This window comes from Marinobacter sp. (assembly GCF_033722735.1).
GTDB lineage: Bacteria > Pseudomonadota > Gammaproteobacteria > Pseudomonadales > Oleiphilaceae > Marinobacter.
Genome location: NZ_JAWVYN010000007.1, coordinates 65,365 through 86,457, shown reverse-complemented (window position 1 = coordinate 86,457; position 21,093 = coordinate 65,365). Strand labels below are relative to the sequence as shown.

The 21,093-nt window shown below is 62.9% G+C and carries 20 protein-coding genes and 1 tRNA gene; 5 read left to right on the top strand and 16 right to left on the bottom strand.

The window, feature by feature from the left end:
• Nucleotides 1-83: 83 nt before the first annotated feature.
• Entirely contained in the window at nt 84-515 is a 432-nt protein-coding gene (locus R3175_RS07250; RefSeq protein ID WP_318943286.1) for a hypothetical protein, read from the bottom strand.
• Nucleotides 516-732: 217 nt separating this feature from the next.
• Here R3175_RS07250 and ylqF point away from each other — a divergent pair, with 217 nt between their 5' ends.
• Complete coding sequence (gene ylqF, locus R3175_RS07245) at nt 733-1,659, top strand: ribosome biogenesis GTPase YlqF (protein WP_318943284.1); 927 nt, start codon at nt 733-735, stop codon at nt 1,657-1,659.
• Here ylqF and R3175_RS07240 read toward each other — a convergent pair.
• Nucleotides 1,629-2,405, bottom strand: a complete 777-nt coding sequence (locus R3175_RS07240; protein ID WP_318943282.1) for a helix-turn-helix transcriptional regulator — start codon at nt 2,403-2,405, stop codon at nt 1,629-1,631. The genes ylqF and R3175_RS07240 overlap by 31 nt on opposite strands.
• Before the next feature lie 60 nt (nt 2,406-2,465).
• Entirely contained in the window at nt 2,466-2,981 is a 516-nt protein-coding gene (locus R3175_RS07235; RefSeq protein WP_318943280.1) for a DUF962 domain-containing protein, read from the bottom strand.
• A gap of 247 nt (nt 2,982-3,228) precedes the next feature.
• Here R3175_RS07235 and fabB point away from each other — a divergent pair, with 247 nt between their 5' ends.
• Both fabB and fnr read left to right on the top strand, forming a co-directional pair.
• A complete protein-coding gene (fabB, locus tag R3175_RS07230) occupies nt 3,229-4,440 on the top strand; it encodes a beta-ketoacyl-ACP synthase I (protein WP_318943278.1) in 1,212 nt (403 codons plus the stop codon).
• A 123-nt stretch (nt 4,441-4,563) separates the two neighbouring features.
• On the top strand, nt 4,564-5,316 hold the full coding sequence (gene fnr, locus R3175_RS07225; RefSeq protein ID WP_318943276.1) for a fumarate/nitrate reduction transcriptional regulator Fnr: 753 nt from the start codon (nt 4,564-4,566) through the stop codon (nt 5,314-5,316).
• A 29-nt stretch (nt 5,317-5,345) separates the two neighbouring features.
• On the opposite strand, the gene R3175_RS07220 is transcribed toward fnr, so the two are convergent.
• On the bottom strand, nt 5,346-6,224 hold the full coding sequence (locus tag R3175_RS07220) for a sugar nucleotide-binding protein (protein WP_318943273.1): 879 nt from the start codon (nt 6,222-6,224) through the stop codon (nt 5,346-5,348).
• 213 nt (nt 6,225-6,437) lie between these two features.
• Between R3175_RS07220 and R3175_RS07215 the strand changes: the two genes are divergently transcribed.
• Nucleotides 6,438-6,800 carry a hypothetical protein gene (locus tag R3175_RS07215; RefSeq protein WP_318943271.1) on the top strand — a complete coding sequence of 121 codons (363 nt, stop codon included), beginning with the start codon at nt 6,438-6,440 and terminating at the stop codon, nt 6,798-6,800.
• Here R3175_RS07215 and alr read toward each other — a convergent pair.
• From alr to rnr, 8 genes are all read right to left on the bottom strand, one after another.
• Nucleotides 6,797-7,885 carry an alanine racemase gene (gene alr / locus R3175_RS07210; protein WP_318943269.1) on the bottom strand — a complete coding sequence of 363 codons (1,089 nt, stop codon included), beginning with the start codon at nt 7,883-7,885 and terminating at the stop codon, nt 6,797-6,799. The two genes, R3175_RS07215 and alr, sit on opposite strands and share 4 nt — an antisense overlap.
• Nucleotides 7,886-7,994: 109 nt before the next feature.
• Nucleotides 7,995-9,392, bottom strand: a complete 1,398-nt coding sequence (gene dnaB, locus R3175_RS07205; protein ID WP_318943267.1) for a replicative DNA helicase — start codon at nt 9,390-9,392, stop codon at nt 7,995-7,997.
• A 179-nt stretch (nt 9,393-9,571) separates the two neighbouring features.
• Nucleotides 9,572-10,018, bottom strand: a complete 447-nt coding sequence (rplI, locus tag R3175_RS07200; RefSeq protein WP_318943266.1) for a 50S ribosomal protein L9 — start codon at nt 10,016-10,018, stop codon at nt 9,572-9,574.
• A gap of 20 nt (nt 10,019-10,038) precedes the next feature.
• Nucleotides 10,039-10,905: a hypothetical protein gene (locus R3175_RS07195; protein ID WP_318943265.1), complete on the bottom strand. Its 867-nt coding sequence runs from the start codon at nt 10,903-10,905 to the stop codon at nt 10,039-10,041.
• Between the two features lie 31 nt (nt 10,906-10,936).
• Nucleotides 10,937-11,167, bottom strand: coding sequence for a 30S ribosomal protein S18 (gene rpsR, locus R3175_RS07190; RefSeq protein ID WP_007154918.1), 231 nt, complete (start codon nt 11,165-11,167; stop codon nt 10,937-10,939).
• Between the two features lie 28 nt (nt 11,168-11,195).
• The gene (gene rpsF / locus R3175_RS07185; RefSeq protein ID WP_318943232.1) at nt 11,196-11,612 is read right to left on the bottom strand and encodes a 30S ribosomal protein S6; all 417 of its coding nucleotides are present in this window, start codon (nt 11,610-11,612) and stop codon (nt 11,196-11,198) included.
• A gap of 204 nt (nt 11,613-11,816) precedes the next feature.
• Entirely contained in the window at nt 11,817-12,554 is a 738-nt protein-coding gene (rlmB, locus tag R3175_RS07180; RefSeq protein WP_318943231.1) for a 23S rRNA (guanosine(2251)-2'-O)-methyltransferase RlmB, read from the bottom strand.
• Nucleotides 12,555-12,575: 21 nt separating this feature from the next.
• On the bottom strand, nt 12,576-15,077 hold the full coding sequence (gene rnr, locus R3175_RS07175; protein ID WP_318943230.1) for a ribonuclease R: 2,502 nt from the start codon (nt 15,075-15,077) through the stop codon (nt 12,576-12,578).
• Nucleotides 15,078-15,358: 281 nt separating this feature from the next.
• On the opposite strand from rnr, the gene R3175_RS07170 reads away from it, so the two are divergent.
• A tRNA-Leu gene (locus R3175_RS07170) sits at nt 15,359-15,445 on the top strand.
• A 166-nt stretch (nt 15,446-15,611) separates the two neighbouring features.
• On the opposite strand, the gene R3175_RS07165 is transcribed toward R3175_RS07170, so the two are convergent.
• The 4 genes from R3175_RS07165 to mpl form a co-directional block, all read right to left on the bottom strand.
• The gene (locus R3175_RS07165) at nt 15,612-17,453 is read right to left on the bottom strand and encodes a hypothetical protein (RefSeq protein WP_318943229.1); all 1,842 of its coding nucleotides are present in this window, start codon (nt 17,451-17,453) and stop codon (nt 15,612-15,614) included.
• Nucleotides 17,454-17,596: 143 nt separating this feature from the next.
• Nucleotides 17,597-18,736, bottom strand: coding sequence for an acyl-CoA dehydrogenase family protein (locus tag R3175_RS07160; RefSeq protein WP_318943227.1), 1,140 nt, complete (start codon nt 18,734-18,736; stop codon nt 17,597-17,599).
• A gap of 130 nt (nt 18,737-18,866) precedes the next feature.
• Nucleotides 18,867-19,514: a flavin prenyltransferase UbiX gene (locus tag R3175_RS07155; protein ID WP_318943225.1), complete on the bottom strand. Its 648-nt coding sequence runs from the start codon at nt 19,512-19,514 to the stop codon at nt 18,867-18,869.
• Between the two features lie 34 nt (nt 19,515-19,548).
• The gene (mpl, locus tag R3175_RS07150) at nt 19,549-20,943 is read right to left on the bottom strand and encodes a UDP-N-acetylmuramate:L-alanyl-gamma-D-glutamyl-meso-diaminopimelate ligase (protein WP_318943223.1); all 1,395 of its coding nucleotides are present in this window, start codon (nt 20,941-20,943) and stop codon (nt 19,549-19,551) included.
• Nucleotides 20,944-21,093 lie beyond the last annotated feature (150 nt).

The window sequence follows — 21,093 nt, the reverse complement described above, 5'->3', positions numbered from 1 at the left end:
GACCCGCGGCCAAACCCAAAAGCCCCGGTCCGCACTGCGGTACCGGGGCTTTGTCTTTTTCCAGCCGGGGTTTGGCGTGGCGGTTACTGCTGACCCTGCGGCATGCCACCTTGCTGCATGCGCTGCTGCATTTCCCGCATCTTACGGTCCAGCTCGTCCCGCTGGTCCTGAGTGAACACCGCATCCACCTTCGCCTGCAACAGAGTGGACAGGGCGGAGATCTCACCGGTCAGCTCGCCCAGCTTGGAGGCGTCGGCCCGGATGGCGTCTTCGTCGTAGTCCGGCTTCACATGGGTCTGCAGTTTCTGCTGCAGCTGCTGGGCCTGCATCCGCAGGGCCTGAATCTCGCTCTGGAGATCCTCGATGATGGCGCGAATCTCGGCCTGCTGGTTGTCACTCAGCCCCACCATCTCGGCCAGGCGGTCCACCTGATCCGGCTGCCCCTGCTGGGCCCAGGCCGTGCTTGTCAGGCTCAGTGCAATCAACAGTGCGCCCAGGGTTTTTACCAACTTCATAGTGATCTCCATTGCCAGTGTGCATCTGTGGTTTCGTTACTTAGATTCACACCCTAAAGCATCGGATGGGGGGCGTGCATCCCCACCCCCATGTTTTTTATACATACTTCACACTCGCTGGCGGGCGATCCCCCGCCATGGGCGCCCTGCGGAGAATGTGAAAAATTCGTCATTCCCGTCCATAATGGCGCGATTCAGCGACCACCGGAGTAGCAACATGGCGATTAACTGGTTTCCCGGGCACATGCACAAGGCCCGCAAGGAGATCAAAAAGAGCATGCCGCAGATGGACCTGATCATCGAGGTTCTCGACGCGCGCCTGCCCTTCAGCAGCGAGAATCCCCTGGTGCCAAGCCTCAGGGGCGACACGCCGGTGATCAAGGTGCTCAACAAGCGGGACCTGGCAGACCCCGCAATCACCACACAGTGGCAGGCCTACCTGGAGCAGGAGCGAGGCGTGCGGGCCATTACCCTGACTCACAACCAGCGCCAGGAGGCCCTGGACATCTTGCGCCTGGCCGGCGAGATGACCGCCGATCATGACCGTCAGAAGAGCGCCCTGCGGGTGATGATCCTGGGCATACCCAATGTCGGCAAGTCGACGCTGATCAACACCCTGGCCGGGCGTCCGGTGGCCAGGACCGGCAACGAGCCGGCGGTGACCAAGGCGCAGCAGGTGATCAAGCTGCCGGACAACGTGTTGCTGTATGACACCCCGGGCTTTCTCTGGCCCAAGCTGTCACCGGAGGCCTGCGGTTACCGCCTGGCCGTCTCCGGTGCCATTCGCAGCGCGGTGATCGATTTCGAGGACGTGGCCCTGTTTGCCGCCGATTACCTGTTGCAGGCCTACCCCCAGGTGGTGACGGAACGCTACGGCCTCGAATCCCTGCCCGGAGACGGGGTGGCCCTGATGGATGCGATTGCCGAGCGGCGACGGTTCTTTGCCCGGGGCGGCATCCCCGACCTGCACAAGGTGGCGGAGGTGTTGCTGAACGAGTTTCGGACCGGCAAGCTGGGGCCCATCAGCCTGGAGACCCCGGCCATGGTGGAAGCCGAAGCCCGCGAACTGGCGGCGCAGGAGGCGGCGCGCCAGAAGGCCAAAGCCAAGCGTGCTCAGGGTGCCAAGTCGCAGCGGCACACCTGAAGCCAGCCAGTGCCGGCGTAGGCCGACGGCAGCGCATCGAACAGCTCGCGGGCGGTCCGCACCAGGTGCGGCTGGTCGTAGAAACCGGCCTCGACGGCCAGCTCGGAGACCGTCTTGCCCGGCGCCCAGCAGTTCATGGCCCGGTGCATCTTGAGCTGGAGCAGGAAACGCCGCAGCGACACGCCGGTTTCACTGCGGAACAGATGGGTCAGCCGGGACGGCGACAGCCCAACACGGGCGGCGAGATCGGCGAGGTTGAGTCGCTCCGGCATGTCCCGTCGCAAGATCCGGCAACAGGCAACGACACGCTCATCCAGGGGTTGCAGGGGCCGGCCATACCGCGCCAACAACGCCGCCAGCGCTTGCTGCATGGCCCCACAATCCGCGGGAGGCTGTTCCGCCAGCGAGGCGATGGCCGGATCGAGATCCCGCGAAGGCTGTCCTTCCAGCAGCCCTTTCAGCTGTAACCAGGGACGGCTGTCCGGGTCCAACTGGACCACCCACATGTCGGTCTGCCCCGGGTTCAACGCCTGCGGCACGTCCGGCGCCACCAGGGCGGCCCGGGTGGTCCGCCATTGGCCCTCACATTCCAGCTCGAACGGTCCCTCAAGGCCCACCAGCAGCGAGGCGCTGCTGTGGCGATGGGTACGGTTGGCGAGCAGGTGCCCCCACAGCTGCCAGTGGTCCGGCCAGATGTAGAGACGCGCCTGGGGTGACGGAGCCTGGTTCCGCGCGGGCTGCTGCATGGGTTGTTCCACCTGGATCCTGCGGTTTCAAACCCACAGCATACCCGATTTGGCGGCGGTTCAGTGACCCTGCCGGATCCGGGAGTGGCCCTGGGCGTGAGGCACCGGCAGGCCCAGCTTGGCGGCAAACTCGACGCTGACGAAGATTGGGCCGATCAGCAGGAACACCAGGTCTTCCACGAAGGACGGCTTCTTGCCCTCCACCTTATGGCCGTAGACCTGCACGATCCAGGCCGCGACCCACACCACCAGGCTGATCCAGAACAGCGACCAGCCCGCCTGCTCGATGGCCACGATGGCCCAGGCCGACAGCGCGAACCAGCCCGCCATCAGCACAAACACCCAGACGGCGAGTCGCAGGTAGAGGAGTCCCGACAGTAGCGCCAGGATGGTGGCCCCGTTGATCCAGTAAGCGACGTCTGCCGACAGCGGCAACCAGGCACCAACGGGAATCAGCCACAGCAGACCCAGGGTCGACATCAGGATGGCCGGCACACAGACGATGTGAATCCATTGGTTCAGGGGGTCGCGATGACTCTCACCATAGTCCGAGAGGAATTGGGACAACGAACGCACGGGCTTCTCCTTTTTTGATCCAGACGGGTTTTCTTGTTCTTCATTGTGAACGGTCAGCTTATCAGGCACCGGCCCCCGCGCCTTGTACGAAACGGCTAACCCGACCCGAAGCTCACCAGGAACACCCCCACCGTACCAAGGTCAAATATCATCCCGGCCATAAAATGCTTACACTGGCCCCAATTCCAAGCACCATCACCAAGGCCGCCGCTCGGTCACCCAACGGCAGCCAGGACAGGAGGAAACTATGAGACGGGTTGTGGTAACGGGTATGGGCATCGTATCGTGCCTCGGCAACTCAGTTGGGGACGTACTGAACAGCCTGAAGACCGGCCAATCCGGTATCCGGTTCAACGAGACCTACCGGGACCAGGGCTTCCGCAGCCAGGTGTCCGGCTCGGTGGATGTGGACACCTCGGTCATCGACCGCAAGCTGCGCCGCTTCATGGGGCAGTCGGCGATGTTCAGTTACCTGGCCATGCAACAGGCCATCGAGGCCGCGCAACTGCCCGACGAACTGGTCTCCAGCGACCGCACCGGCTTGATTGCCGGCTCTGGCGGGGCGTCCTGCTCCACCCAGGTGGAAGCCGTCGACCTGATGCGGGAGAAGGGAGTGAAGCGCATCGGGCCGTACATGGTGCCGCGGATCATGACCAGCACCGTTTCCGCCTGCCTGGCCACCGCGTTCAAGATCCGCGGGGTGAACTATTCCATGTCGTCCGCCTGCGCCACCAGTGCCCACTGTATCGGTCACGCCATGGAGCAGATCCAGGCCGGCAAGCAGGACATCGTGTTCGCCGGCGGTGGCGAAGAAGAGGACTGGAGCCTGACCATGCTGTTCGACGCCATGGGCGCGCTCTCCACCAAGTACAACGACGCCCCCCACACCGCCTCCCGTCCCTTCGACAGCGGCCGTGACGGCTTCGTGATCGCCGGTGGCGGCGGCATGCTGGTACTGGAGGAACTGGAACACGCCCGCAAGCGCGGCGCTCCAATCATCGCCGAGCTGACCGGCTATGGCGCCACTTCCGACGGTTACGACATGGTCGCCCCGTCCGGTGAAGGCGCACAGCGATGCATGAAGCAGGCGATGGCCACCGTCAACCGCCCCATCGATTACATCAATGCCCACGGCACCAGCACCCCCGTGGGGGATGTCGCCGAGATGAAGGCGGTGAAGGCCACCTTCCAGGATGAGATCCCGGCCATCTCCTCCACCAAGTCGCTGTCCGGCCACTCCCTGGGCGCGGCCGGGGTACACGAGGCCATTTACTCCCTGCTGATGCTGCAGCACGGCTTTATTGCCGGCACCGCGAACCTGGCTGACATCGCCCCGGAGATTCAGGACCTGCCCATCGCCGGGCCGGATGCCCGGGACGCGAGCCTGACCACGGTGATGTCCAACAGCTTCGGCTTTGGCGGCACCAACGCATCGCTGGTCTTCCAGGCCCTCGATTGACTCGTCGCCGCAACGATCATCGCCGTCCGTGTATTCACGGACGGCGATGATCGTTGGCATCGCGGCCGGTTCGTATTATTGTTTGAGGTTGATGTTCATCAACCCAGGGCGACACCCCCAGCTATGGCACCGACGATCAAGCTTCAGAAAGCGGCCCCTTTAAAAGTTTCCTGCCAACAATGCAGCTTGAGCAACCTGTGCTTGCCACTGGCGGTGGACGAGCAGGATCTGGATCGCCTGGAGAATGTCATCGAGCAGGGCCGCATTTACAGCCGTGGCGAGTATGTGTTCGAGCAGAACAGCCCCTTCCGTTCCTGCATCGCCGTACGCAGCGGCGCCATCAAGACCACGATGGTCACCGAAAACGGGGATGAACAGGTCACCGGTTTCTACCTGCCCGGCGAACTGGTGGGGCTGGACAGCCTGAGCAGCAGCAAATACGCCTGTTCCGCCAAGGCGCTGGACCGGACCAGCGTCTGCGAACTGCCGGCGGACCAGTTGGAGGAACTGAGCCACAAGCTGCCCGGCCTGCAACACCACTTCTTTCACCTGATGAGTCAGGAGATCCAGAACAGCCACCAGTTGGCGCTGATGCTGAGCAAGCGGACCGCCGAAGAACGCATTGCCAGCCTGCTGCTGTCCCTCTCCAGTCGCTTCCAGCGCCGCCGGCTCTCCCCCACCCACTTCCAGTTGCCGATGGCCCGGAACGACATCGCCAACTTCCTGGGCCTGGCGGTGGAAACCGTCAGCCGGGTATTCACCCGTTTCCAGCAGCAGCGGCTGCTCACGGCGCGGGGCCGCGAGGTGGAACTGTTGGACGTGAATGCGCTCAGGCAAATTGCTCAGGAAGCCAGCGACGACAAACCCTGTTTCTGAATCATCGCCCGGGACGGCGGACCAACGCCCTACTCGGCGTTCTCGCCCGCCAGTTTCAGCCCGCGGTGACTGTTGACCAGTTCCAGCTCGTCTTCAAGACAGGTACGCCAGGGTAACTGTTTGATGCCGAAGGTATTGCGGATTTTGGTACAGCCCAGCGTCGCGTTGACCGGCTCCAGCGCGGTCCACTCCGCGGTCTCGTCCACCACCCGGGTGCCCTCCGGCAGCTCCATCAGCTCGGCAATGGCCAGGCCCAGTTCGTACTGGGATATTTCTTCGGCCCCGGTGTACTGGTAGGTACCCCACACTTCGGCGCCACAATCGAGCTGCTGCAGAACCGCCACAATCACCCGCGCCAGGTCCCGGAAGGCAACCGGCTGGCCGACAAAGCGGCTCGACAACTGGACCACCCGCTGACCCTCAATACACGCCTGTACCTTGCGAATGAAGCGCCCCAGGTTCCACCCGGTACGCAGAATCAGGTGCCTTGGCAAGAGGGTTCGCAGGGCCTGCTCGCATTCCCACTGCCAGGTACCGAGCTGACTGAACGGATGCCCCGGGTTGGAGGCCAGGTAGGCACTCTGCTTGCGCCCGTCGAAGACGTAGCTGGACGAAAGCTGCAGCAAGGCCATGCCAGACGAACGAGCATGCTCCGCCAGCGCCATCGGTACCGAGAACGCCATCTGGCGCGCCGCCTCCGGATCCTGCTCGGCCACCTCAGGATCGGTCTGCCAGAGCGCATTGACGATCAGGTCGGTGTCTGCCGGCACCCAGTCCGCCAACGCTTCCAGGTTGGCATTACCGGGTTCGCTGATCAGCAGCGGACTGATGTGCAGGGAGGTGCGTTTCAGCTGTTCGAGCAACACCCGCCCGAGGGGACCATAGTCATGAACGACAAGTACATTCACAGGTAAAGACAAACTCCGCAACGGGTTGATATTGTGAATCAAAAGCTAAGGCGCCTCTGATTGACTCCCTAACTGTACTACCTCTTCGACGGCGCCGTCACCGGTATCACAAATCTGACACCTTTCGGAAACCGATCCAGCCAATGGCGGCGGCTGGCAGTGACCTAGAATACCAGCCAATCCTTAAATACAGCGATAAGAACGGAACCCGTTATGTTGAAAAGTCAGAGCCACATCGTTGCCCCGATTTCCGACGAACTCCGCACCAAAGCCCTGTACACGGTCAACGAACTGCGCAGTCGCGGCAAGGCCGACAAGGACGCGGTGGAACAGCTCTACGGCCTGATCGTCGAGATGACCGAAGACGGCCTGGATTTCTTCTTCCTGGAGCCCCTGCGCCGCCTGCGCGCCAGCAACATGATGATGGGCATGGCCAAGGTGGGGATCAGCAGCATGCTCAAGGGCAGCAAGATGGTGGTCCACAAGGTACTGAAAAAGCTGGATGACCAGAGCCTGGTGAGCATCCTCGACTTTATCGAGGAAATCATCCATGAGCCGGAAACGGCCGCCGCCTAAGCGTTCCGGCCCGACTGGTGGTACAGCCGGGGCACCCGGGCGGTCACCCCGGTCAGCAATTCGTAACCGATAGTGCCCGCCTGACGGGCCACTTCGTCCACGGACACGTGTGCCCCCCACAACTCCACCCGGTCCCCCGGCCGTGCGTCTGGCGCTTCGGACAGATCCACCGCCAGCATGTCCATCGATACCCGGCCAATCAGCGACACCCGCCGACCGTTCACCCACGCCGGCGTACCGGTACCAGCGTGTCGCGGATAGCCATCGCCATAACCGATGGCCACGATCCCCATGGGGGTGGGGCGCTCGGCCACCCAGGTCTGGCCATAGCCCACCGCATCACCGGGCCTGAGGGTACGCACGGCAATCAGCTCCGACTCCAGGCTCATCACCGGCTGCAAACCGAGCTCCGGGCCGTTCCTGTCCGGTAACGGCGAGGCGCCGTACAGCATGATGCCTGGCCGGCTCCAGTCGAACAGGGGTTGCCCGGGGCGAAAATGGGCGGCCGAATTGCCGACACTGAGCTGCGCCTCCGGCCAGGGTGCCACGGCCGCCTGGAAGCACCGGGTCTGCTCCGCAGTGGCGGGACTGTCCGGCTCGTCCGCCGCGGCAAAGTGGGTCATGAAGCCCCGGACCGGGCAACCGGCCGAAGCCAGCCGGGCCATCGCCTCCTTCAGGTCCTCCGGGGCGAAGCCAAGGCGGTTCATGCCGCTGTTGACCTTGACCCAGCATTGGGGCGCGGCTGGCCCGGCCGCCAGCCAGTCGAGCTGGTGGTGGCTGTGTATGACCGGTTCCAGCCCCAGCTGGCAGCAGGTCGCCACATCCTCGGCGGCGTGCATACCTTCCAGCAGCACCACCGTGTGCGGCAATCCCTCCTCGCGGATGGCCTGGGCCTCCTCCAGGCAGGCGACGGCAAAACAGTCGGTATCGGCGGCCAGCGCGCGGGCCACGGTGCGGATGCCGTGGCCGTAGCCATCGGCCTTGATTACTGCCATGGCGATGGCGTCACCGGCCCGGTCCCGCGCCAGCCGGTAGTTGTGGCGCAGGGCATCGAGATCGATCTTGGCGACGGTGTGGCGTGGCATCAGCAGTCCTTAACCCTCAATCAAAAGTCCTAAACCTTCAATCAGAAGCCCTCAACCTTCGGCCGCCCTTCATTGTTGGCCGCCATCGGTTTGCCCCAGCTAGTGACGATTAATATTCATCACCGTAATCGCCGTGGGCCAGGTCCTCGAACTTGGTGTACTTGCCTACGAAGGCCAGCCGTACCGTTCCGATGGGCCCGTTCCGCTGTTTACCGATGATGATCTCGGCCACCCCCTTGTCCGGGGTGTCCTCGTTGTAGACTTCGTCCCGGTACACGAACATGATGACGTCGGCGTCCTGCTCGATCGCGCCGGATTCCCGCAGATCCGAGTTCACCGGCCGTTTGTTGGGTCGCTGCTCGAGGGAGCGGTTGAGCTGGGACAGGGCCACCACTGGACAGTTGAGTTCCTTGGCGATCCCCTTCAGGGAACGGGAAATCTCGGAGATTTCCGCGGTCCGGCCCTCGGTGTTGCCGGGCACTCGCATCAGCTGAAGGTAATCCACCATGATCATGCCCAGCTTGCCGCCATTTTCCCGGGCGACCCGACGGGCACGGGATCGCATTTCCGTGGGGCTGAGCCCCGCGGTGTCGTCAATGTACAACGGCTTGTCCTTGAGCAGGGACACCGCCGAGGTCAGTCGGGGCCAGTCGTCCTCCTCCAGCTTGCCGCTGCGCACCTTCGTCTGGTCAATGCGGCCGAGGGAGGACAGCATACGCATGACGATGGAGTCGGAGGGCATCTCCATACTGAACACCAGGATCGGCTCGCCGGTTTTCAGCAAGGCGTTTTCCACCAGGTTCATGGCGAAGGTGGTCTTACCCATGGAGGGTCGACCAGCCACGATGATCAGGTCCGCCGGCTGCATCCCGGAGGTGCGGTCGTCCAGGTCCCGAAAGCCCGTGGTCAGGCCGGTGATGGAGCCATCCGACTCAAACAGCTCTTCAATACGCCCCAGCGCCTTGGTCAGGATGGGGTTGATGCTCTCAGGCCCAGAGCCCTCCTTGTTGCGCGACTCCGCAATCTGGAACACCTTGCGTTCCGCCTGGTCCAGCAGCTCGTCACTGGTCTGCCCCTGGGGATTGAAGGCGGAATCGACGATCTCACCGGAGACTTCGATCAGCTTGCGCAGCACCGCCCGCTCACGAACGATCTCGGCATAGGCCCTGATGTTGGCCGCTCCCGGGGTTTTCTCCGCCAGCTCCGCCAGGTAACCCAGTCCGCCGGCGTCTTCGATATCCCCGGCACGTTCCAGGAACTCGGCCAGGGTCACCACGTCCAGAGGCTCGCTGTCGCCGAAGAGCCGCTCGGCGGCGGCAAAGATCAGACGGTGATCCTGGCGGTAGAAATCCTCCGAGGAGATCACCTCAGCCACTTCATCGAACCGGCGATTGTCCAGCATCAGGCCACCGAGGACGGCCTGTTCAGCCTCCAGCGAGTGGGGAGGAACCTTGACCCGGGAAGTTTCCAGATCGGTGGATGCCGGTTTCAGATTGGGGTTGGCCATGGATAACAGGTCTTCGGTTAGATCAACACAGAATGGAACGCCATAACAGCCCCACCAGGGACTGCATTGCGACGTACAAGCATACCAGAAAGCAACAGGCCCGGAAGCCGCTTTCGCGACCCGGGCCTGTTACGGATATCACCGACCCTGACGGGCCAGCTCACTGCGCCAGCAGGGACTTACTCAGCCACTACCGTCAGCTTGACTTCCACAGTGACGTCACTGTGCAGTTGCAGCTCGATATCGTACTCTCCCACCACGCGGATGGGGCCTTCCGGCAGACGCACTTCGCTCTTCTCGACTTCGGTGCCGCCGGTGGTGATGGCATCGGCGATGTCACGCACACCGATAGAGCCAAACAGCTTGCCTTCTTCACCTGCCTTGGAAGTGATAGTGAAGGACGCACCTTCCAGAGCCTCGGCGCGGGCCTGGGCGGCAGACAGCTTCTCGGCCGCAGCCTTTTCCAGTTCTGCGCGACGCTCTTCAAACGCCTTCAGATTGTCTTCCGTGGCAGCTACTGCCTTGCCGTAAGGCAGCAGGAAATTACGACCGTAACCGGCCTTTACCTTGACCTTGTCACCCAGTGAACCAAGGTTTGCAACTTTCTCGAGCAGAATAACTTCCATCTCGTTAACCTCTTCGTGCTTTATTCAGCCGACCCAGAGGGCTTGATCCGCCCCCGGATATCCAGCCAGCTATCCACAAACGCCAGAATCAATAACAGAAACACCAGACTCGGACCCAGCAGCACCAATGCAACGTAAAACATCACCAGCCAGTGGGACCCCATGTTCCGCAGGCCCACCACCCCATGAACCAAGGCCACGGCCGCCAGGAACATTGGCAGGCCTGCCGCCCACGCCAGCAGGAGCGGGTTGAACCCCAGATACGGCCCCGCCAGCATCACCACCACACAACCGATGGCGGTGGGTACCGACAGCCGGAAGGCATGGAACTCCTTCCGGAAGCCGCCCGGGTTATACAACCCGGCCTGCCAGGACCTGGCCAACATGGTCATGAAGACGCCGGTGGCCAGGAACATGCCAGCCATGCTGGCAATCATGGTTTGCCGGATCGCCGGCTCCAGCTGCGCGCCCGCGTCGGCGGGGCCGTTTACATCGTACTGGTCATACAGTTGCAGTCCGGCGCCGACCAGTTGGTCCAGCAGCTCCGGATACAGGACGGGCAACAGCAAACCGCTCACGACGGCCAGCAGGCTGCCGCTCAGCAGCGCCCGCTCCCAGGACAGCGTGAAGCGCAGTACCGCGGCAATCAGTGCGGTGTGAAGCAACACCGCCAGCGCCGTGGGATCCTGCCCCACCCAGCCCCAGCCAATGGCCGGAAGCAGAGCCCAGAGCCCGATATTCAGCCCCTGGGTAATGCCGAGCCTGAGAATCACCAGGCCGACAACCGCTGCACCTACCCAAAACAGCAGGGGGACCGCGGTCGCAGTGGCCGCCACCAACCCTGCCTGCAGGGGACCTCGCATAACGAACTGTGCTAATGCACGCATGGTCCCGAGTCCTGTCGGTTATTTCTGAAACTTAGTTATCGTGGCTGTCGGAATACGGCAGCAGTGCCAGGTAGCGTGCACGCTTGATAGCGGTGGCCAGCTGACGCTGATAACGTGCTTTGGTGCCAGTGATACGGCTGGGCACGATTTTGCCGGTTTCAGTGATGTAACCTTTCAGGGTGTCCAGATCCTTGTAATCGATCTCTTTAACACCTTCTGCCGTGAACCGGCAGAACTTACGACGTCTGAAAAAACGAGCCATAACTTACTCCTCAACTCCGCTGGTGGTTTTACTCTTCTTCGCTCTTGGCTTCGGACTGACGACGCTCGCCAGACTCAGCTGAACGACGCGGACGATCGTCTCCGCCGGAACGACGGTCCTCGCGGGACTCGGCGGCTTTCATCGGAGACAGGTCGGTAACGGCTTCATCGCGACGGGTGATCAGGTCGCGGATGATGGCGTCGTTGAAGCGGAAGTTGTGAGTCAGCTCGTCCATGGCGTTCTGAGAACACTCGATGTTCATCAGCACGTAGTGAGCCTTGTGGATCTTGTTGATCGGGTACGCCAGGTGACGGCGGCCCCAATCTTCCAGGCGATGTACCTGACCGCCATCTTCGGTGATGACGTTGGTATAACGCTCGATCATTGCGGGCACCTGCTCGCTCTGATCCGGATGTACCATGAATACGATTTCGTAGTGACGCATGAGTTCTCCCTACGGTTTAAACAGCTTCCGGCAAGGTGCCGTCCAGTGACGGACCCACCCGGCAAGAAGCAAGGAGGTGGCAGCCAGGCTGCCGGTTTCATTGGCTTTTTTCAAAGCCGCGGCGCAATGTCTGGCGCAATTATCCAGACAATAAAACACCACCCCTAATAAAAGGGGTGACGCATTTTAGGCGCGCGGGAGTTGCTATGCAAGTCTTTGTCGCAGGACCTCGTAGAGACACACCCCGGTGGCCACCGACACGTTCAGGCTGTCGACGTGGCCCAGCATCGGAATATTGATCAGCAGATCGCAATGCTCACGGGTAAGACGACGCATGCCCTTGCCTTCGGCCCCCATCACCAGCGCCACCGCCCCCTTGAAATCGGCCTGATACAGCGTGCTGTCAGCCTCCCCGGCGGTGCCGATCAGCCACACCCCTTCATCCTGAAGGGTTCTCAGGGTGCGCGCCAGATTGGTCACCCGCACCAGGGGTACGGTTTCGGCGGCGCCACAGGCGACCTTGCGGGCCGTGGGCGTCAGCGACGCCGACTTGTCCTTGGGCACGATCACCGCCTGCACGCCAGCAGCATCGGCGGTGCGCAGGCAGGCCCCCAGGTTGTGGGGATCGGTCACACCGTCCAACACCAACAAAAATGGCGGCTTGTTGCCATTACCCAACAAATTGAGCAGATCGGCCTCCGACCACTCCCGGCTCTTGCCCACCTGGGCCACCACCCCCTGGTGCACGCCGCCCACCCGCTCGTCCAGCTCACGGCGATGAACTTCCTGCCAGCGAACCCCCAGATCATCGAGGGCCCGGGTGACGCCCTTGACCCGGCGGTCCTGACGCCCGGTCTGAATCCAGACCCGTTGCAGCCGCTCCGGTTCGCGCTTCAGCACGGCCTCCACGGCGTGCCAACCAAATATGTATTCCTCAGCCACGGACGATCTTCCCGCTTACAGTCATTTTTTCGCTTTTCGCTTTCTGGGCGGCTTGATTCCACCGGCCTTCTTACCAGCGTTTTTCTGGGCCGCTTCCCGCGCGGCATCCGCCACCAGCTGCTCCTTCGCGCTCTTTGGCTTGCCGCCGCGGGCCTGCGCCTTCTGCCGGCTCTTGCCGGCACCGCGCCCCTTACCGTTGCTGCTCCGGGATTCCTTGCCGCCCCGGCCGCCTTTACCGCCGCGACGCTCCTTCACCTCGAGCGCATCCCGGTCGGCACGGCGCCGGCGGGGCCGGCTCAACAACTCCAGGTCGATCTTGCGCTCGTCCAGGTCCACCCGGACCACCTGCACCCGGACCTCATCGCCAAGCCGGAAGCTGACCGCCGTGCGCTCCCCCACCAACCGGTGCTTGGCGGCATCGTGATGGTAGTAGTCGCCACTGAGGGTGGAGATATGCACCAGGCCCTCGATGTAGATGTCGTTGAGCTCGACAAAAAAGCCGAACGGCACCACGGCGGCAATCACGCCCTCGTACTCTTCCCCCACGCGGTCGCTGAGGTATTCGCACTTGAGCCAGGCCATGACATCGCGGGTGGCGTCGTCGGCCCGTCGCTCGGTCATCGAGGTCAGCTCACCCAGCTGGGCCATCCGCTCCAGGTCGTAGGGGTAATCGGCCAGTGCGGCATCCCGCTGGTCCGGCTGCACCACCATCTTGCGGCGCTCGGCGCTGTGAATGACGGATTTGATCGCCCGGTGCACAATCAGGTCCGGGTAACGCCGAATGGGCGAGGTGAAATGGGTGTAGCTGGCAAAGCCCAGGCCAAAATGTCCCGACTCCTCCGGGCTGTACACCGCCTGGCTCAGGGAGCGCAACATCACTGTCTGAATAACCTGGGCGTCCGGCCGGTCAACGATGGTGGACAGCAGCGCCTGGTAATCCGCCGAGGTGGGCTGGTCACCACCGCCCAGTTGCAGGCCCAGCTCCCCGAGGAACAGCCGCAGACCACTGAGCCGCTCCTCCGAGGGGCCATCGTGCACCCGGTACAGGGCCGGCAGCTTGTGGTACTTGAGGAAACGGGCCGCCGCCACGTTGGCGCACAGCATGCATTCCTCGACAATCTTGTGGGCATCGCGGCGGTGCACCGGAACGATTTCTTCAATCTTGCGGGACGGGTCGAAAATCACCCGCGTCTCGGTGGTCTCGAAATCGATGGCGCCACGCTCGGTGCGGGCCTGACGCAGCAGCTTGTAGAGATCGTACAGATCGTGAAGGTGCGGCAACACCTCGGCGTACTGCTCGCACAGGCGGTAACCGGGTTCGGAGTCCGGCCGCTCCAGCATGTCACTGACCTTGTTGTAGGTCAGCCGGGCGTGACTGTGCATCACCCCCTGGTAGAAGGTGTAGCCGCTGATATTACCGGCGGAGCTGATGGTCATATCCGCCACCATGCACAACCGGTCCACCTGGGGATTCAGCGAGCACAGGCCGTTGGAGAGCTTCTCCGGCAGCATGGGGACCACGTGGTCGGGGAAATACACCGAGTTGCCCCGATTCTGCGCCTCCTCATCCAGCGGACTGTCCGGGCGCACATAATGGGACACATCGGCGATGGCCACCACCAGGCGGAATCCCCCCCGAGGCCGGCGTTCACAGTAAATGGCGTCGTCAAAATCCCGGGCATCCTCGCCGTCGATGGTCACCAGCGGCAAGTGCCGCAAATCCACCCGGTGCGCCTTGTCTTGCTCGGTGACCTGCTCCGGAATCGCCGCCGCCTGCTCGCCAGCCGCCGGCGGCCAGCTGTGGGGGATATCGTAGGAACGAATGGCAACGGCAATCTCCATGCCCGGCGCCATGTGGTCGCCCAGCACCTCGACGATGCGCCCGGTCGGCTTGGAGCGCGGCGTCGGCTGTTTGAGGATCTCCGCCACCACGTACTGGCCGTGGTAAGCGTCCGCAAGCTGCTCCTCGGGAATCAGCACTTCGTGGCTGATGCGGGCATTCTCCGGCACCACGAAGGCCACGCCGCTCTCGCGGAACAGCCGCCCCACCACCTGACTGGTGCGCGATTCCAGCACCTCGACGATCACCCCTTCCCGACGCCCGCGGTCGTCTACGCTGTCGACCCGCGCCGCTACCCGGTCGCCATGGAAAACCTTACGCATCTGACGGGCACTGAGAAAGAGATCGGAGCCACCATCGTCGGGGGATAAAAAGCCAAAGCCATCCCGATGACCGATGACCCGACCGCTAACCAGGTCCGCCTCATCGATGGGCAGATAGGCATTGCGGCGATTGCAGATCAACTGGCCATCCCGGCACATGGCGATCAGACGCCGGCGCAGGGCCTCGATGGAATCCGGGGTGTTCAGCGCCAGTTCCTGGCAAAGGGTTTCATGAGTGGCGGGAGCGCCACGCTGGCGCAGGTGATCCAGGATAAATTCCCGACTCTGGATAGGGCTGTCGTATTTTTGCGCCTCACGTTTGGCGTGAGGGTCGTTGTCCATCTTCTTTCTGGAAACCATTAGGAACCTTGTGTTGGGGTCGCCCGGAGCGGCTTTAGCCATGAAAGTTCTTGAGCGACCGGAATCTATGTGCTTGGAGTATAACGTTCTCCTCCTAACCTGCCTAACGCGTCATGCAAGAAATTTGAAAAAAATGTTTGACAGCCCCAGAACGAATGATTAAAGTACGCGCCATCGGTTGAGGGACACACCTCAACGGACAGCAGAAAACGTTTGATTTTCAACGGAGTATCCGTAGAATACGGACTCAGGAAAAGCAGACACCACTCTGCAAGTCATCTGCCGAGGTGGCGAAATTGGTAGACGCGCTAGCTTCAGGTGCTAGTGGGGGCAACCCCGTGGAGGTTCAAGTCCTCTCCTCGGCACCATTTCCTTCCCCCAGGAAATGGCCAGCAAAATTCCCAGACCAAATTCCCAGACCAAACAAGCTACTTGATCTCAAGCCGTGCGACTCTCCGGCGCTTCGCATCCTTGCGTTCGAGCCTGCACCAGGACAAGCCCCCCTGCCCTGGCACACCCAGCAACGACGGACCACTAGGGCACGTCGCCGGCCAACACCTCCGACAAACGCATGTAGGTACTGGAGACCCGGGCAAACAGGCCGTTATTGGGCGCCTCGTCCGCGGCACTGCCGCACGCCAGCTTGCCGGAATACCATTCCAGGTAGGACTCTTCGATCAGGTTGGGTTGACTGTCGGTGATTCGGCGACTCTCCGGCTGGTAGAAATGCTGCCAGCGATAGCCATAGGCGCTCTCCTGCCCAAGCACCGAGGCGATCCGGGGATCCAGGAAACTGTGACTGATCAGGCGATCGGTGTCGCCCCGGTCGTCAAACTGCAGGACCAGGCCGGTGAACGCCGTCGGCTGGGGGTCATAGCCCGAGAACACATAGGCCTGCTCGGCCGACACCACCCGGTCCAAGGCCCTGTTCTCCTCGGTGATGCTGCCTTCACAGGAAATCCGCTCACCGGTCATCACCACGGACTCCAGCTCGCCGGTCTGGCCGCCCAGGGTATACCCCCAGTAGGCGGCACTGGCTCGGGTGTAGTCCGGAACCAGGGTACGCTCGCCATCGGTGATGGAATCGACCCGCCCCCCAGAGAAGGTCCACTGGAAACTCCGGGCCGGCTGGTCACCCAGTTCTGCCGTGGCCACCAACCCCTCGTGGCAGGTGGTGGTGGTTTCGAAGTGAGCCTGCCGGTTCTGCCAGTCGAACACCAGCCGTTCATCATCGCCCGGCGATTCCAGGAACGACTGACTGTCCTGGGACAGGGAAACACCGGGTAGCCACTGGATATCGGTATCGACCATATAGCCACCGGCGTTGGCCAGCCGGACGATCTCCTTCATTGAGGGGGCCATGCACCCCTCGGCGACCACCGCCTGGAGCTGGCCATCGGCGGCGTACTCGAAACGAATCTCCGCGGACTTCTCCAGCTGGGAGCGCTGGCTGGGCAGACTGCCGCCACTGTCGTGGGCATACACCAACTGCCGGGACAGCACCACCGGATTTTCCAGATCCAGGGGCTCCAGGGGCAACGCCAGGGCATCCACGTCGACATTGTCGTAATGACCGGAGGGCGCGGCCGCATCCACCAATTCCACAATCGCGCCGGCATTGCGGGCGAAGGACACCGCCAACAGTTCCGCCGCTTCGGCGGTAAGCACCCGCTCGGTACCGTCACCGCCGGCCAGGGTCTGGCTGGCCTCCTCAGGGAACTGGGCCGCCAGGTAACGGACGAAGGCCCGGGCGTAGGCGTGAGCCCGGGCGTCCCCGGCCTGGATGTAGTCACTGCGTAGGTTGATGTCACTGAACAGGGTCGACAGCGCCGCTTCCCCCGCCAGCGACCGATTGCCGCCGGTCAGCCCCCGGAATCGCAACAGGGTCGTCAGCGGCGTGACGTTCCGGGTGCCGGGCAAGGCCGTTAGCAGGAACGCCTTGTCCACCACGGTGCCGCCATCGAAGGTTTCATCCACGGTCCGTCCGGGCAGCGCCAGGGCCATCAGCGGATAATCCCGGGGATCCAGGTCCGGCGCCACCTTCGGGTCCATCACCAGGGATGAGGTGTCCAGGGTGAACTGGCCTCCGGCGCCCGAGAGGGCGGTGGGCTCCCCTTCTGCCAGCGTCACTTCGGCGCCGGAGGGCAAGGTGATTGTCAGCGGGCCGGGGGTGTATTGCCAGTCACCGTCCAGGTCCAACCACACTCGGGCTTCCCGCAGGTAGCCGTCAATCACCACGCCGCTATAACTGCCGGGCTCGGCGTAGGTTTCGGCGTCAAAGTCGCGGCCATCCGCGGGGGACTCAGGGGACTCTTCGCCACACCCGTTCAGGATCAGGGAACTCAGCAAGAGGATCGGGGCAATTGCGCGTGTCATGATGGCAACCGGTGTCGTTAATGGAGACTGTCACGACACTCTAGGGGAAGTCGCCGGGGGGAACCTTGATTGGCTTGGCAATTTGTAAAGAAAGGTAACCGGGCATTCCTGGGAATGCCCGTCGGGATTGGGAAACAACCGCCTCAGAAGGAGCGGGCGACAATTTCCTTCATGATTTCGTTGGTGCCGGCGTAGATGCGTTGTACCCGGGAATCGGCCCAGGCGCGGGCAATCGGGTATTCCCACATGTAACCATAGCCGCCGTGGAGCTGGACGCACTCGTCCATCACCTTGCACTGCAGGTCGGTGGTCCACTGCTTGAGCATGGCCGCGGTGGGGATATCCAGCTTCTTCTCCAGGTGCAATTCCAGACAGCGATCGGTAAAGACCCGCGCCGCGGTGATGTCGGCTTTCATTTCCGCCATCTTGAAGCGGGTGTTCTGGAACGCGATCACCGGCTTGCTGAACGCCTTACGCTCCTTGACGTAGTCCAGAGTCCACTCCCAGGCCGCTTCTGCCGCGGCCACCGCCGCAATGGCCACCTGCAGGCGCTCCGCCGGCAGCTCCTGCATCAGCTGGAAGAAGCCCTGCCCTTCCATGGTGCCCAGCAGGTTGCCTTCCGGGATTTTCACGTCCTGGAAGAACAGCTCGGAGGTGTCCTGGGCCTTCATGCCCACCTTGTTCAGGTTCTGGCCCTTCTCGAACCCTTCCCAGGCGGTTTCCACGATGAACAGGCTGGTGCCCTTGGCGCCCTCCTTGGGATCGGTCTTGGCCACCACAATCACCACGTCCGCCAGTTGGCCGTTGGTGATGAAGGTCTTGGAGCCATTCAGCACGTAGTGATCGCCGTTCTTGATGGCGGTGGTTTTCACGCCCTGGAGGTCGGAGCCGGCCCCCGGTTCGGTCATCGCGATGGCGCCGATCATTTCCCCGCTCACCAGCTTGGGCAGGTAGTACTGCTTCTGTTCCTCAGATCCGTGATGGAGGATGTAGGGCGCCACGATGTCCGAATGCAGGCCCCAGCCAATGCCGGATAGCCCGGCCCGGGACACCTCTTCCATGACCACCGCACTGTAACGGAAGTCCACACCGACACCGCCGTACTCCTCCGGGGTGGTCGGGCACAGGAACCCCAGCTCACCGGCCTTGGTCCAGAGCTCCCGGCTGACCTGGCCGTCCTTCTCCCACTGCTCGTGGTAGGGAACCGCTTCCTGTTCGAGGAATTTGCGGACCGAATCGCGGAAGCCTTCCAGATCGGCGTCAAAGAGTGTGCGTGGAATCATCTTGAACCTCTGTGAATGTCGTTTTGTACGTTATTGCACAGAGTCTGTGGTGGCGGCGGTTTTTGCTCAATGGTGAAAAACATCAATCCGGTTGGCCAAAACCGCCGCTGCCGGGCGGAGGGGTCGGGGACTACTCCGGCCTGTCCAGCTTGCGGGCCACCCGGTTGTCCCCCCAGCGGGGCATCAGGGCCTGGTCCAGCCCCAGGTGGTCGAGCAGGCGGGCGACGATGAAATCGATCAGGTCGGCAATGGTTTCCGGCTGGTGGTAGAAGCCCGGACTGGCGGGCACGATCACCGCGCCCATCCGGGTCAGGCGCAGCATGTTGTCCAGGTGCAGTTCGGAGTATGGCGCCTCGCGGGGCACCAGGATCAAGGGCCGGCGTTCCTTGAGGGCGACATCCCCGGCCCGTTCGATCAGGTTGTTGCTGGCCCCCGTCGCCAACGCCGACAGGGTGCCGGTGCTGCAGGGGCAGATCACCAGGGGCGCCGGCGCACCGGAGCCGGACGCCGGCGGCGCAAACCAGTCCTCGCGGCCAAACACCAGCAACTGGTCCGGCTCGGCCTGGAAGTGGCTGGCAAGATAGTCCTGCATGGCCTGGGGCGAGCCCGGCAGGTTCAGTTCGGTTTCCGTGGCGATCACCACCTGGGCCGCCCGGCTGACCATCAGGTGCACCCGGCAGCCCGCCGCCAGCAGGCACTGCAACAGCCGTAACCCGTACTGGGCACCGGAGGCGCCGGTGAATGCCAGATTGATGACCTTGCGTGAGGTTTGCGTCATAACTCCCTTGCCTTACTGATCCGGCCCGACCTGCTCAGGCCTGCAGCTGGCGCCCAAGCTCCGCCACCAACTTGCCGTGGATGCCGCCGAAGCCGCCGTTGCTCATGATCACAATATGGCAGGGCTGGGTGACCTCTTCCAACGTCCGCGCAATCAGCGCGTCGACACTGCCCTCCACTCGGTGCCGCTCGGGTTGCTCCCCAGCTTGTCGGGCCTCGGCCACCAGTTCCTCCAGCCAGTCGAGCTGGTTGAGGTTGGCCCACAGAACCCGGTCCGCCGGCGCGGCACTGGCCAGCAACCGCTCCCGGTGAACCCCCTGCTGCATGGTGTTGGAGCGGGGCTCGATCAGCGCGAGGATGGTGTCATCGCCCACCTGGTTACGCAGCCCTTCCAGTGTGGAGGCGATGGCGGTGGGATGGTGGGCGAAGTCGTCGTAGACCCGCACGCCTTCGATGTCCGCCAACAGCTCCATCCGGCGCTTGACCCCGGAGAAGCGGTTCAGGGCGGCAATGGCGTGATCCGGGGTGATGCCGACATGGCGGGCGGCAGCAATGGCCGCCAGCGCGTTGCGTACATTGTGCTGGCCGGTCATCGACCAGCGTACCGTGGCCACCGGCTGTTCGTGGTGAATCACCATGAACTCGCTGCCGTCGTCCGCCAGCGGCTCCGCCCGCCAGTCCGGCTGCGCCGCCTCGCTGCCGATGGCGGTGGTTTGCTGGCCGCTCCAGCAGCCCATGGCCAGGGTCTGATCCAGGTTGCGGTCCAGCGACGGTCGCACCAGCAGCCCCTGGGACGGCACCGTGCGAATCATGTGATGGAACTGGCGCTGAATGGCCTCGATGTTGTCGAAGATGTCGGCGTGATCGAACTCCAGGTTGTTGAGGATGACGGTACGCGGCCGGTAGTGGACAAACTTGGAGCGTTTGTCGAAGAAGGCGCTGTCGTACTCGTCGGCTTCAATGACGAAGAAATCGCTGCGGCCCAGGCGGGCGGACACCGGGAAATCCTTGGGCACGCCGCCCACCAGGTAACCGGGCTCGAATCCCGCCTGCTCCAGGATCCACAGCAACATGGAGGTGGTGGTGGTCTTACCATGGGTGCCGGCCACCGCCAGGACCCAGCGCTTGCGCAAGATCTCCCGGGCCAGCCATTCCGGACCGGACATGTAGTCGATGTTGCGGTTGAGCACCGCCTCCACCTCGGGGTTGCCCCGGGACATGGCATTGCCGATCAGCACCAGGTCGGGCACCGGCTCCAGGTGGGCCGGATCGTAGTCTTCCATCAACTCGATACCCTGGGCCTCCAGCTGGGTACTCATGGGCGGGTAGACACCCTGGTCGGCACCGGTGACCGTGTGTCCGAGTTCCCGGGCGAGCACCGCCAGACTGCCCATGAACGTGCCACAAATGCCCAGGATATGAATATGCATGCCGAACTTGCCCTCATCTGTAATTGGTGCCAAGACTCCCGTATCGGCCGCATCCCGTCAAGGGCTATTTGAACCGTGAATTTCCCCCGCCGGCCATGAAAAAAACGGCGGTTTGGCGTATCATGCGCGGCAACCGTTAAACCAGCAGGA